Origin of the sequence: Streptomyces hyaluromycini, assembly GCF_002217755.1 — a bacterium.
In the GTDB taxonomy this organism is placed as follows: Bacteria; Actinomycetota; Actinomycetes; order Streptomycetales; family Streptomycetaceae; genus Streptomyces; species Streptomyces hyaluromycini.
The window spans coordinates 192,338-204,636 of record NZ_BCFL01000021.1 but is presented as its reverse complement, the minus strand read 5'-3'; the positions used below and the strand labels follow the sequence as shown (position 1 = coordinate 204,636).

General features: G+C 69.9%; 13 protein-coding genes and 1 pseudogene. 1 reads left to right on the top strand and 13 read right to left on the bottom strand.

The window, feature by feature from the left end:
* Positions 1-143: 143 nt before the first annotated feature.
* The 8 genes from SSP29_RS25255 to SSP29_RS25220 all read right to left on the bottom strand — a co-directional run bounded on the left by SSP29_RS25255 (position 144) and on the right by SSP29_RS25220 (position 7,058).
* Positions 144-338, bottom strand: a complete 195-nt coding sequence (locus tag SSP29_RS25255) for a hypothetical protein (protein WP_089103087.1) — start codon at positions 336-338, stop codon at positions 144-146.
* A gap of 9 nt (positions 339-347) precedes the next feature.
* Entirely contained in the window at positions 348-608 is a 261-nt protein-coding gene (locus SSP29_RS25250) for a hypothetical protein (RefSeq protein ID WP_089103086.1), read from the bottom strand.
* Between the two features lie 59 nt (positions 609-667).
* Positions 668-1,687, bottom strand: coding sequence for a helix-turn-helix transcriptional regulator (locus tag SSP29_RS25245; protein WP_089103365.1), 1,020 nt, complete (start codon positions 1,685-1,687; stop codon positions 668-670).
* 20 nt (positions 1,688-1,707) lie between these two features.
* Complete coding sequence (locus SSP29_RS25240; RefSeq protein ID WP_089103085.1) at positions 1,708-2,661, bottom strand: helix-turn-helix transcriptional regulator; 954 nt, start codon at positions 2,659-2,661, stop codon at positions 1,708-1,710.
* Positions 2,662-2,868: 207 nt separating this feature from the next.
* Complete coding sequence (locus SSP29_RS25235; RefSeq protein WP_089103084.1) at positions 2,869-3,240, bottom strand: FKBP-type peptidyl-prolyl cis-trans isomerase; 372 nt, start codon at positions 3,238-3,240, stop codon at positions 2,869-2,871.
* Positions 3,241-3,314: 74 nt separating this feature from the next.
* Positions 3,315-4,313 (bottom strand): FKBP-type peptidyl-prolyl cis-trans isomerase, encoded by a 999-nt coding sequence (locus SSP29_RS25230; RefSeq protein ID WP_089103083.1) that lies wholly within the window; start codon positions 4,311-4,313, stop codon positions 3,315-3,317.
* A 114-nt stretch (positions 4,314-4,427) separates the two neighbouring features.
* A complete protein-coding gene (gene pafA, locus SSP29_RS25225; RefSeq protein WP_062672158.1) occupies positions 4,428-5,789 on the bottom strand; it encodes a Pup--protein ligase in 1,362 nt (453 codons plus the stop codon).
* Positions 5,790-5,798: 9 nt separating this feature from the next.
* Positions 5,799-7,058 carry an MFS transporter gene (locus tag SSP29_RS25220; protein WP_089103082.1) on the bottom strand — a complete coding sequence of 420 codons (1,260 nt, stop codon included), beginning with the start codon at positions 7,056-7,058 and terminating at the stop codon, positions 5,799-5,801.
* Between the two features lie 88 nt (positions 7,059-7,146).
* Here SSP29_RS25220 and SSP29_RS25215 point away from each other — a divergent pair, with 88 nt between their 5' ends.
* Positions 7,147-8,217, top strand: coding sequence for a LacI family DNA-binding transcriptional regulator (locus SSP29_RS25215; protein WP_167450000.1), 1,071 nt, complete (start codon positions 7,147-7,149; stop codon positions 8,215-8,217).
* 88 nt (positions 8,218-8,305) lie between these two features.
* On the opposite strand, the gene prcA is transcribed toward SSP29_RS25215, so the two are convergent.
* From prcA to dop, 5 genes and pseudogenes are all read right to left on the bottom strand, one after another.
* Positions 8,306-9,064: a proteasome subunit alpha gene (gene prcA / locus SSP29_RS25210; protein WP_089103080.1), complete on the bottom strand. Its 759-nt coding sequence runs from the start codon at positions 9,062-9,064 to the stop codon at positions 8,306-8,308.
* Positions 9,065-9,133: 69 nt separating this feature from the next.
* On the bottom strand, positions 9,134-9,979 hold the full coding sequence (gene prcB, locus SSP29_RS25205; RefSeq protein WP_089103079.1) for a proteasome subunit beta: 846 nt from the start codon (positions 9,977-9,979) through the stop codon (positions 9,134-9,136).
* Positions 9,931-10,115 (bottom strand): annotated as a pseudogene (locus SSP29_RS59950) (endonuclease domain-containing protein); the annotation flags it as partial. The pseudogene SSP29_RS59950 and the gene prcB, both read right to left, overlap by 49 nt.
* A 179-nt stretch (positions 10,116-10,294) precedes the next feature.
* A complete protein-coding gene (locus SSP29_RS25195) occupies positions 10,295-10,513 on the bottom strand; it encodes a ubiquitin-like protein Pup (protein WP_089103364.1) in 219 nt (72 codons plus the stop codon).
* 190 nt (positions 10,514-10,703) lie between these two features.
* Complete coding sequence (gene dop / locus SSP29_RS25190) at positions 10,704-12,215, bottom strand: depupylase/deamidase Dop (protein WP_150134875.1); 1,512 nt, start codon at positions 12,213-12,215, stop codon at positions 10,704-10,706.
* Between the last annotated feature and the right edge of the window lie 84 nt (positions 12,216-12,299).

Sequence of the window (12,299 nt, the reverse complement as noted above, 5' to 3'; positions counted from 1 at the left end):
CCTGCGCGTACTCCCGGTCCGCGGAACGGGCCTCGTTCTCCGTGCCGCGTGCAGCAGCGTACCTGCCTCTGCGGGCACCGTGACAGGGCGAAGTGACGCAAACCGCTTACGGCCCACTACTCACACCGCTTCCACAGCGGCAGTCACAGTGTGTCCACAGTACGGGCGGCGGTGGCGGCCGCCCGCTCCAGGTCCTCGGCGGCCCGGTTGATCCGCCGTGCCGAGTCCGCGACCTGCGCTCCCAGCCGGCGCGCCTCCAGGAAGACCCGGACGGCGAGCACGCCGAGCACGGCGAGCCCCACGAAACCCACAGCTACCGCGACCATCGCCCAGAACATGGGCCGAGCCTAGACGGTGGGGTGCAGCCGCAGTGTCCTGACCCCGCCGCCGGTGAGCAGCTCCACGATGCGCTCGCCGGCGGGCTTGCGGACGGCGGCCCCGCAGTCGGGGCAGGTGAACGAGTAGAACGTCGTCTTGCTGGTGGCTCCGATGGCCAGCCGCAGGGCGCCGGCGGTGAGCTCGAAACTGCCCCGGCAGTCCGGGCAGCCGGCCCTGAACACCACGGGGACCACTCTTCTCATCCCGGCGAAGGCGGCCGCGACCGTCATCTCCCGCGCGCCTGCGCCGGCGGAACCCGAAGACTCGTTCAGAACCCCCGAAGACTCGTTCAAAACGCCTGCCCCTGCCCTTCCTCATCGCCGTGCACAACGTGGTCGTACGCCGCCAGTGCCTCGCGGGCCGCCCGGCGGGCCGCGTCGGCCAGCTCGGGCGGTGACACGATCCGGCCGTCGCCGCCGAGCCTGAGCGCCAGCCGGCGCAGGGAGGCCGGATCGGGGGTGCGCAGGGTAATACGCAGTCCGCCGTCGGGAAGCTCATCCGCGCTGTCGTGCGGGTAGTACTCGGCGACCCAGCGGCCGGCCGGGCCGACCTCGACGACCACCTCGGGGTCCTCGGCGGCCGGCTGCACCAGGGCCTCGGACAGGTCGCGCAGCTCGATCTCGGGGGGTGCGGACGGCTCGTCGAGGATCTTGATCTCGGCGACCCGGTCGAGCCGGAAGGTGCGCCGCGCCTCGGAGCGGTGACACCAGGCCTCGACGTAGGTGTGGCCGACGCTGACCAGGCGGATGGGGTCGATCTCGCGCTCGGTGAGCTCGTCGCGGGCCGGTGAGTAGTAGCGGATCCACAGCCGGCGGCGCTCGGCGATCGCCCGGTCGACGTCGGCGAAGACGCCGCCCTCGGACTCGAAGGTCACCGACAGCCGGGCACTGGCGTCGCCCGCCTCGCCGGCCGCGGTCTCCACCTTGGCGGTGGCCCGCAGCAGCGCCTGCCGGTCGCCCTCGCGCAACCCGGGCAATGTGGCCACAGCGCGGGCGGCGACCAGGAGCGCGGTCGCCTCGTCGGCGGCGAGCCTCAGCGGCTCGGCGGCCTCCTCACCGAGGGCGGCCGCGTTGTGCCACCAGATCCGCTCGCCGTCGGTGTCGATGTCCAGCAGGTCGCCGCCCCGGAAGCTGGTGCCGCACATGGGCAGCACGTCCAGGTCGGAGACCAGCTCGTCCTCGGTGATGCCGAAGGCGCGCGCCACGTCCGCGATCCGGGCGCCGGGGCGCTCGCGCAGATAGGTCACCAGGGAGAGCATCCGCCGGGTCTGATCGATGGCGTTCACGGGCCTGACCGGTTTGCCTGCCACTGCCTTGCTCCGCTCCCCCATCAGTCCTTGGCCACGGCACGCAGCCGGTCCACGACGTCCGCCCGCAGCTCGGCCGGCTCCAGAACCACCACGTCCGGCCCGAACTCCACCAGCCAGGCGTCCAGCCCGTGCCCGTACGGAATCTCCAACTCGTCCCACCCGTCACCGAGTTCCCGCACCGCGGTGGCCTTCGCCCGAAGGGGGTACCCGGACCCCGGGCGCAGCCGGATCAGCGCGGAGCGGTCGGCGACCTCCCCGGCCCAGCTCGCCACGGTCTCGCGGACGGTGACGACGTCCGGGACGGGCGCGGTGAAGGCGGTGCCCCGGGAGCGGACCTTCCCGGTGATCCTGGAGAGCCGGAACACCCGCTCGGCACCCCGGTCGCGGTCCCAGCCGGCCAGGTACCAGTGGCCGCGCCAGCACTCCAGGGCCCAGGGCTCCACGTTCCGGGTCCCGGGGTGGGCGGCGGTGGCCTTGCGGTAGTCGAAGACGACCGGGCGGCGGTCCCGGCAGGCCAGCATCAGCGGCTCGAACGCGGCCTCGTGCACGGGGATCCGCGGCTCCAGGGCGCTGTGGGCCTCGTACGGGTCGACGTCCTCGGGGAGGCCGGCCGCGCGCAGCTTCTGCAGGGCGCCGCTGGCGGCGCCGGCGAGCCGGGCCTGCTGCCAGACCTTGGCGGCGAGACCGAGGGCGGCGGCCTCCTCGGCGTCCAGGGTGATGGGCGGCAGGCGGTTGCTGTCGCGGCGCGCGAGGTAACCGACCTCGCCGTCCAGGTTCTCCACGGTCTCGATCACCAGTCCGAGCTCGCGGAGATCGTCCTTGTCCCGCTCGAACATCCGGCTGAAGGAGTCGTCATTCCCCGCTTCGAGGTAGGCCTCGATGGATTCCCGCAGCTCACGCTTGCTGAGCGGCCGCCGCGTCCCCAGCAGGCACAGCGCCAGGTTCATCAGCCGCTCGGCCTTGGCAATGGCCATCGACGCCCTTCGCCTTCCCTATGGTGCTCCTGACCGATGACCGTACCGCTCCGGAGTGTCACGGCAAAAGCCAGTCCAAACAATGAGGACCGAAACGGACACGACACGACAAACGACGAGGGCCCGCGCACGCGGCACGGGCCCTCGTCCAGCCGGTTTCCGACCAGGACCGGTCAGCGCCCGAACGGCGCCGACCAGGTACGGAGATCAGACCGCGATCAGGTCCACGACGAAGATCAGCGTCTCGCCGGGCTTGATCGCCGGCGTCGGGCTCTGGTCGCCGTAGGCGAGGTGGGCCGGGATGGTCAGCCGGCGGCGGCCACCGACCTTCATGCCCTGCACACCCTGGTCCCAGCCCTTGATGACCCGGCCCCCGCCCAGCGGGAAGCGGAAGGGCGCGCCGCGGTTCCAGCTGGCGTCGAACTCCTCGCCGGTGCTGAACGCGACGCCCACGTAGTGCACGGTGACGGTCTGGCCGGCCTGGGCCACCTCGCCCTCGCCCTCCCAGATGTCCTTGATCTCCAGCTCGGCCGGGGCCTCGCCCTCGGGGAAGTCGATCTCGGGCTTGTCGATGCTCACGTCTCTGGCTCCTGCTTGTGTACGACACGGAACCGGGACAGTCTTTCATCCCCGCCCCCGTAACGCCCGCGCGACTACATCGCCGCAAGAATGTCCACCGCGAACACCAGCGTCGAACCCTTCTTCACCACGCCACCGCTCGGCGGGTTGTTCCCGTAGGCCAGGTCCGGCGGGATGACGACCATGATCCGGCTGCCCACCTTCTTGCCGGTGATCCCCTGCGCCAGCCCCTTGACGACGCTCTGCATCTGCTCGATCGAGAACTGGGCGAGCCGCCCGCTCTCGTACGTCTGCTCGAAGACCTTGCCGCTGTCCCAGACCTCGCCCTTGAACTGGCACAGGACGGTCTGCGCCGACTGCACCGCCGCGCCGTCGCCCTCCAGCACGTAGTTCGACACCAGCTTCTTCGGCGGGTCCACCTTGGGAATGTCGATCGACGGGGCCTTGCCGTCCGTGTTCGTGCCGACCTTGGGCAGCGCGGCGTCGCTCTGCGCGACCTCCTTGCCGGTGCTGGAACTCTTCGAGTTGAACGAGTTCAGCACGTCGACCACGAACACCAGCGTGTCCGTGCCCTTGATCCCCGCCTGCGAGTTGCCCGAGGTGCCGTAGCCCCAGGTCGGGGGCACGGCCATCAGCACCCGGCTGCCGACCTTCCTCCCGGCCAGCCCGTACCGCCAGCCGTCGATGATGCTGCCCGCGGCGAGCTGCATGAGCAGCGGCGTACGGTCGTACGACTGGTCGAAGACCTTCGCCGAGGACCAGATCTGCCCCAGGTAGTTGGCCTGGATGAAGTCGTTCTCCGCGACCGTCTTGCCGCTGCCCGCGATCACCGTCTTGACCGCCAGGTTCTTCGACGGGTCCCCGCTGCCCTTGGCGACCGTCGGCTTCTCGTCGAACTTCGTGCCCGCCGTGATCGCCGGCAGCGGCCCGTCCACGATCTTCGGCGGCGGCACCGAGGCGGAGGCCGACGGCGAGGCACTGGCCTTGCTGGAGGAGGACGAGTTGTCGCCACACCCGGCGAGTGTGACCAGTCCCGCAGGAACAGCGGCAAGGAGAAGAGAGCGTCGGCGCACGGAAGAGCCTCGTAATCGGTCGATCTTGCGGATGGCGTGCGCGCAACTCTACGACGTGAGAAGGGCGCCGTACGGAAAACGTACGGCGCCCGTGTGGCGTTCTGTGCCGATCTCTCACATACCGGCGATGAGCTTCTCCACCCGGTCGTCGACCGAACGGAACGGGTCCTTGCACAACACCGTGCGCTGCGCCTGGTCGTTGAGCTTCAGATGCACCCAGTCGACCGTGAAGTCCCGGCGCTGCTCCTGGGCCCGCCGGATGAAGTCACCGCGCAACCGCGCCCGAGTCGTCTGCGGCGGCACCGACTTGCCCTCGAAGATCTTCAAGTCATTGCAGATCCGCGTGGCTTGACCCTTCTTCTCCAGCAGGTAATACAGACCCCGACGACGGTGGATGTCGTGATAAGCGAGGTCTATCTGCGCCACGCGCGGATGAGACATGGTCATGTTGTGCTTGGCCCGGTACCGCTCGATGAGCTTGTACTTCATCACCCAGTCGATCTCGGTGCCGATCCGGTCCAGGTCCTCGGCCTCGATGGCGTCCAGCGTCCGGCCCCACAGCTCCAGCACCTGCTCGACCGTGCCGGTACGGATACCGCGGCGCTCGCAGAAGTCCACGGCCTTCTCGTAGTACTCCCGCTGCACCTCCAGTGCGGAGGCCTCCCGGCCGCTGGCCAGGCGCACCTTGCGCCGGCCCGTGATGTCGTGGCTGACCTCGCGGATCGCCCGGATCGGGTTCTCCAGGGTCAGGTCCCGCATCACCGTGCCCGCCTCGATCATGCGCAGCACCAGGTCGGTGGCGCCGACCTTGAGCAGCATCGTCGTCTCGGACATGTTCGAGTCGCCGACGATGACGTGCAGCCGGCGGTAGCGCTCGGCGTCGGCGTGCGGCTCGTCGCGCGTGTTGATGATCGGCCGGGAACGCGTCGTCGCCGAGGAGACGCCCTCCCAGATGTGCTCCGCCCGCTGGCTCACGCAGTACACCGCACCGCGCGGCGTCTGCAGCACCTTCCCGGCGCCGCACAGCAGCTGCCGGGTCACCAGGAACGGAATGAGAATGTCCGCGAGCCGGGAGAACTCCCCGTGCCTCGCCACCAGATAGTTCTCGTGGCAACCGTAGGAGTTGCCCGCCGAGTCCGTGTTGTTCTTGAAAAGGTAGACGTCGCCCGCGATTCCTTCCTCATGCAGGCGTCGTTCGGCGTCCACCAACAGCCCTTCGAGAATGCGCTCGCCGGCCTTGTCGTGGGTGACCAGTTCGGTCACATTGTCACACTCGGGTGTCGCGTATTCCGGATGTGAGCCCACGTCGAGATAGAGCCGGGCGCCGTTCCGCAGAAAGACATTGCTGCTACGGCCCCATGACACGACACGGCGGAAGAGGTACCGCGCCACCTCGTCAGGCGACAGGCGGCGCTGTCCCCTGAACGTGCACGTGACGCCGTACTCGTTCTCCAGCCCGAAAATGCGGCGGTCCATGACTGAACATTACGCCCGATCCCCTGAGCTGAAACGGGGTTCGACAGCACGATTTGGATCATTTTCCGAACCGGTGGCAACCACCGCACCCCCACCGGGAGCTGCGAGGACCCGCCCGGTGACCGCCAGGACCAGCAACGACACGGCCCCCGCCGCACCCGGCACGGCGAACCCCCACAGGGCCCCGCCCGCCTCGACCACCGGGCCCGCCAGGCCCGTTCCCACCGACGCCCCCACTGTGAACGTCGTCACAAGCCAGGAGAACGCCTCGGTGACCGTACCCCTCGGCGCATGCCGGTCCACCAGCACGAACGCACATGCGATCGCCGGCGCGAGGAACACCCCGGCCAGCACGGTGAGCAACACCATGGCCACCGCATCCGGCATCAGCATCAGTGGCAGGTAACACACCGCCAGAAGGGCCACCAGCACCCGCAGTCGCCGCGCCGGCTCCCCCGCCCACTGCCGCATCCCGTAGACGGTGCCTCCCAGCAGCGCGCCGATCCCCAGGGCGGCCATCATCCAGCCGTACACCGCGTCACCGCCGTGGCCGTCCGCGTACGGCACCGACGCGACCGTGATGGAACCCAGCGCGATCCCGACGAACAGGAACGCGGCCAGCAGGGCCAGCAGCCCGGACGAGCGCAGCGCGCCCAGCCAGTGCGCCTCGCGCGGCGCCGAACGCCACGCGCGTGACGGCGGCGAGACCACGACCGAGAGCGCCCCGAGGACACCCACCGCGTTCACGACGAGCAGCGCCGCCTGCGCCGACCACAGCGACACGCACAACGTGACCAGCAACGGCCCCACGGTGAACATGACTTCCTGCGCCACCGCGTCCATCGCGTACGCCGTGTGCACCCGGTCCTCCTTCCCGAGGACACTCGGCCACAGGGCGCGCAGACCGCCCTCCAGAGGCGGCGCGAAGAGCCCGGCCGCCGCCACGGCCGCACAGGCGACCGGCAGCGGTGCGATGCCCGTGAAGGCGAAGACGGCCATCGCGAGGGCCGACGCGAGCGCGGCGGGCAACTGGACCCGGGGCTGCCCGCACAGGTCGACCAGCCGCCCGAGCACCGGCTGGCCGACGGCGTTGGCCACGCCGTACACCGCGGCGAGCGCACCCGCGAGGCTGTACGTGCCGCCCTGCGCCCGGACGAACAGCACGATCGCGATGGCGGCGGTCGCGTTCGGCAGCCGGCCCACCAGCGTCCCCGTCAGCAGCCGGGCCGCGTGCCTCGCCCTGAGGATCTCCAGGTATCCCGCGGCCATGTCCCACCTCCACGTTTTACGTATAACCCCGTCTCCCATACGTACCATGTGCGCTGTTCACACGTCCAGGCGAAGGAGCCCACCCCCGGTGCCACGCAGCAGCACGCGCCCGACGAGCCGCGACGTCGCCCAGGCCGCCGGCGTCTCCCAGGCGGCCGTGTCGCTGGTGCTGGGCGACAAGTGGCGCGGCCGCGTCTCCGAAGCCACCGCCGAACGCGTCCGGGAAGCCGCCCGCGACCTGGGCTACCGGCCGAACCTCGCCGCGCGCAACCTCCGCCTCGGCCGCACCCGCACCGTCCTCCTGGTCGTGCCCGCCCTGACGACGGAGTTCTTCGCGGGCGTCTACACGGGCGCAGCCCGCGTCGCCTCCGCACACGGCTTCGGCGTGGTCCTCTACCCCTCCCCCGAGGGCATCGGCCCCTCCCGCCCGTCGCCCACCACCACCCTCAAAGGAAGGCCCTTGCGGGCCGCCCCCATTCCTGACCCCTTCGCCTCCGCCCAGGCCGCCCTCGACGGCGTCATCGCCTCCTCCATGGCGGCCGACGCCCTCTCCGCCATCCGCGGCGACCAGCTCCCCCTGGTCATGCTCGACAGCGACCCGAGCGGCAGCCTGGGCGCCGCCACGGTCAACCTGGACATCGCCGACGGGGTACGCCAGGTCGCCGACCACCTGCTGGGCCTCGGCCACCGCCGCTTCCTGCACCTGGCCGCGGACATCGCGTCCTGGACCTTCGAGGTACGCGCGCGCGAACTGGCGGCCCGCACAGCAAGCGTGCCGGGCACCTCGGTACGCACGGTCCGCGCCCCGATCTCGATCGAAGGCGCCCGCACCGCCACCGAAGCCGCCCTCGCCGCCCCCGGCCCCCGGCCCACCGCCCTCGTCTGCGACGACGACAAACTCGCCGCCGGCGCCTACAAGGCCCTGCGCCGCCGGGGCCTGCGCGTCCCCGACGACATCTCCGTCACCGGTCTCGACGACCTCGCCCTGGCCACCGCCCTCGACCCCGAGCTGACGACCGTGCGGCTGGACGCGGAGCTCTTCGGCGAACGCGGTATGCAGGCCCTCCTCGCCGTCCTGGACGGCCGGGAACCCGAAAGCCGGGACATCCCCGTGGAGCTGGTCGTACGCGGCTCCACGGCACCGCCACGGGCGTCATAGCCGGGCAGACGCCCGCGCCCCGTCCGGTGGGGTCACCGGACGGGGCGCGCAGAGCGGGGCGGACAGCGCGCAGGAGCGCTGCCGGGCGTTACTCGACGTCCCCGCCGGACTCCTCGGACTCCTCGGCCTCGGCGGCCGTGGCCGCACCGTCCGCATCCAGCAGCCGGCCCAGCTGCGGGCCGACGATCCGCTTGAACTTGCGCTGCTGGGGCCGCGTACGGTCCAGCACCGCGACCTCCAGACGCTCGGCGGGAATCTCCCGCTGTGTGCCGTTCGACTCCCGCGACAGAGCCGTCACGGCCAGCTTCAGAGCCTCCGCGAGGGTCATGCCCTCCTGGTGCTCACGGTCCAGATAGGTGCTGATCTGCTCCGCATTGCCACCGACGGCGACCGAACCGTGCTCGTCCACGATCGAACCGTCGTGGGGCAACCGGTAGATCTGGTCCCCCTCCGGGGTCTCCCCCACCTCGGCGACGACCAGCTCCACCTCGTACGGCTTCTCCGCGGCCGACGAGAAGATCGTGCCCAGCGTCTGTGCGTACACGTTGGCAAGACCACGAGCGGTCACGTCGTCACGGTCGTAGGTGTAACCACGCAGGTCGGCGTAGCGCACGCCGCCGATCCGCAGATTCTCGTACTCGTTGTACTTGCCGGCGGCCGCGAAACCGATCCGGTCGTAGATCTCGCTGAACTTGTGCAGCGCGCGGGACGGGTTCTCACCGACGAACACGATGCCGTCGGCGTACTGGAGCACGACCAGACTGCGGCCGCGCGCGATGCCCTTGCGGGCGTACTCGGCACGGTCCGCCATGGCCTGCTGAGGTGAGACATAGAACGGCGTCGACACCGGTATCCGTCCCCTTCCTTAGGGTTCCGTCGAAGTCACTGGGATCACCTTGATAAGAACGCCGACGCGCTAGAGCAGCGCCGCGCGCGGGCCGTCGGGCTCCTCCAGGCGGCGCGCCAGCACCGCACGGGCGAGCCCGGAGGACTCGTCGTCGGTGAGCCTGCGGAACCCGTTCTCGGTGATCACGGTGATGATCGGGTAGATCCGGCGGGCGACATCGGGACCGCCCGTCGCCGAGTCGTCGTCGGCCGCGTCGTACAGAGCCTGCACCACCAGTGTGGTCGCCTGCTCCTCGGTCAGGTCCTCACGGAACAGCTTCTTCATCGCGCCGCGCGCGAAGACCGAGCCGGAGCCGGTGGCGGAGAAGTGGTGCTCCTCGGAACGGCCGCCGGTCACGTCGTACGAGAAGATCCGCCCCTTGCCCCGGTCCACGTCGAACCCGGCGAACAGCGGCACGACGGCCAGCCCCTGCATGGCCATGCCGAGGTTGGAACGGATCATCGTCGACAGCCGGTTCGCCTTGCCCTCCAGCGACAGCTGGGCACCCTCGACCTTCTCGAAGTGCTCCAGCTCCAGCTGGAAGAGCTTCACCATCTCCACGGCCAGACCGGCGGTGCCTGCGATACCGACGGCCGAGTACTCGTCGGCCGGGAACACCTTCTCGATGTCCCGCTGGGCGATCACGTTCCCCATGGTGGCCCTGCGGTCACCGGCGAGCACGACGCCCCCGGGGAAGGTCACCGCCACGATCGTCGTCCCGTGCGGCGCCTCGATCACGCCCTGTGTGGGCGGCAACTGCCGCTTGCCGGGCAGCATCTCCGGCTGGTGGTCGGCAAGAAAGTCCATGAACGAAGAGGACCCAGGCGTCAGGAAGGCAGCTGGTAGACGCCCGGTGCTACGAGTGTTGGCTTCCACGGAGTTCCTTCCAGGTAAGCGGCTGCCCGACGAACAGCGTCGGGATCATCTCCCAACTTGCCGATGGCCGAATTGCAGTTGAAGCACAGTACGCCCGGACCCTACCCGTCTTGTGGCGGTGATCCACATGCGTGGGCCGGGCAGTCGGACAGATCTGGCGGAGTCAGCGGCGGTACCGGAACCCGTCAGGGTTCGACCTCTTTGCGGCGAAGGCCGCGCGCGGCTTGGTCTGCCCGCACCGCGCGCAACACTTCACGGCCGACGCCCCCGGCACTCCCGAACTCCACCCACCTTCGATTAGAAGGGAAAACGGGCTTACTGCCCGCCCTTTTGCACGAAGGACCGCACGAAGTCCTCTGCGTTCTCCTCCAGGACGTCGTCAATCTCGTCCAGGACGGAGTCCACGTCGTCCGACAGCTTCTCGTGCCGCTCCTTGAGGTCCTCCGAAGCCTGCGACTCCGCCGCCTGCTCCTCGGCCTCCTCGGTGGTCCGCGTGGCCTTCTGCTGTCCGCCGCCGGTGTCCTTGGTTGCCATAACCCTCACCCCGCTCAGTTCGCCCGACATGGGTCGACAGGTCGGCTTTCCTGCCGATCGGTGATGATCAGACCCTACAAGCCGGGTCCGACATCGGCCCCGCAGTTTCTCCAACCTACGGGGGCCACCTCGATGATTCCCGGGCGCCGGGGTTTTGACCCCGGTCGCCCGGTGTGGTCCGGGTAGCCGTTCAGCCGCCGGAAAGGACCCTGACCAGGTCTTCTGCGGTGCGACAGCGGTCCAGGAGCTCCTTGACGTGATTTCGCGTTCCGCGTAGCGGTTCCAGGGTTGGGACGCGCTGGAGGCTGTCGCGGCCCGGGAGATCGAAGATGACCGAGTCCCAGCTCGCCGCGGCGACGTCGTCGGCGTACTGCTCCAGGCAGCGGCCCCGGAAGTAGGCCCGGGTGTCCTCGGGCGGGCTGGTGCGGGCCCGTTCCACGTCGGCCTCGTCCAGGAGCCGCTTCAGGCGCCCGCGGGCCGCGAGACGGTTGTAGAGGCCCTTCTCGGCCCGTACATCGGCGTACTGGAGGTCCAGGAGGTGCAGCTTGGCGGCGTCCCAGTCGAGACCGTCGCGGCGCCGGTAGCCCTCCATGAGCTCCAGCTTGGCGACCCAGTCGAGCTCTCCGGAGAGGCTCATGGGGTCGCGTTCCAGACGGTTGAGGGTGTCCTCCCAGCGGGCGAGGACGTCCTTGGTCTGGTCGTCGGCGTCGGCGCCGTAGCGCTCCTCCACGTATTTGCGCGACAGCTCGAAGTACTCCATCTGGAGCTGGACCGCGGTGAGTGTGCGTCCGCTGCGAAGGGTGACCAGCCTCTTCAGCGTCGGGTCGTGGGAGACCTGGTGGAGGGTGCGTACGGGCTGGTCGACGGCCAGGTCGACGGCGATGAAGCCGTCCTCGATCATGGACAGGACCAGCGCCGTCGTACCCAGCTTCAGGTAGGTCGAGATCTCCGACAGGTTCGCGTCGCCGATGATCACGTGGAGGCGGCGGTACTTCTCGGCGTCGGCGTGGGGTTCGTCGCGGGTGTTGATGATGGGCCGCTTGAGGGTCGTCTCCAGGCCGACCTCGACCTCGAAGTAGTCCGCGCGCTGGCTGAGCTGGAAGCCGTGCTCGTGGCCGTCCTGGCCGATGCCGACGCGGCCGGCGCCCGTGACGACCTGGCGGGAGACGAAGAAGGGCGTGAGGTGGCGCACGATGTCCGAGAAGGGGGTTTCCCGCTTCATCAGGTAGTTCTCGTGCGTGCCGTAGGAGGCGCCCTTGTTGTCGGTGTTGTTCTTGTAGAGGTGGATGGGCTGGGCGCCGGGGAGCTGGGCGGCCCGTTCGGCGGCCTCGGCCATGATGCGTTCGCCGGCCTTGTCCCAGAGGACGGCGTCGCGGGGGTTGGTGACCTCGGGAGCGCTGTATTCGGGGTGCGCGTGGTCGACGTAGAGGCGTGCGCCGTTCGTGAGGATCACGTTGGCCAGGCCGATGTCCTCGTCGGTGAGCTGGCTTGCGTCGGCGGCCTCGCGTGCGAGGTCGAAGCCCCGGGCGTCCCGCAGCGGGTTCTCCTCCTCGAAGTCCCAGCGGGCCCGGCGGGCCCGGTGCATCGCCGCCGCGTAGGCGTTGACGATCTGGGACGAGGTGAGCATGGCATTGGCGTTGGGGTGGCCGGGGACGGAGATCCCGTACTCCGTCTCGATGCCCATTACTCGCCGTACGGTCATGCGGCCCTCCTTGCCCGGCGGAGCCCTCGGTCGTGGGCTCCGCTCGCGTACCGCTGGCGCTCCGGTGCGTGTGCGGTGCCCGTC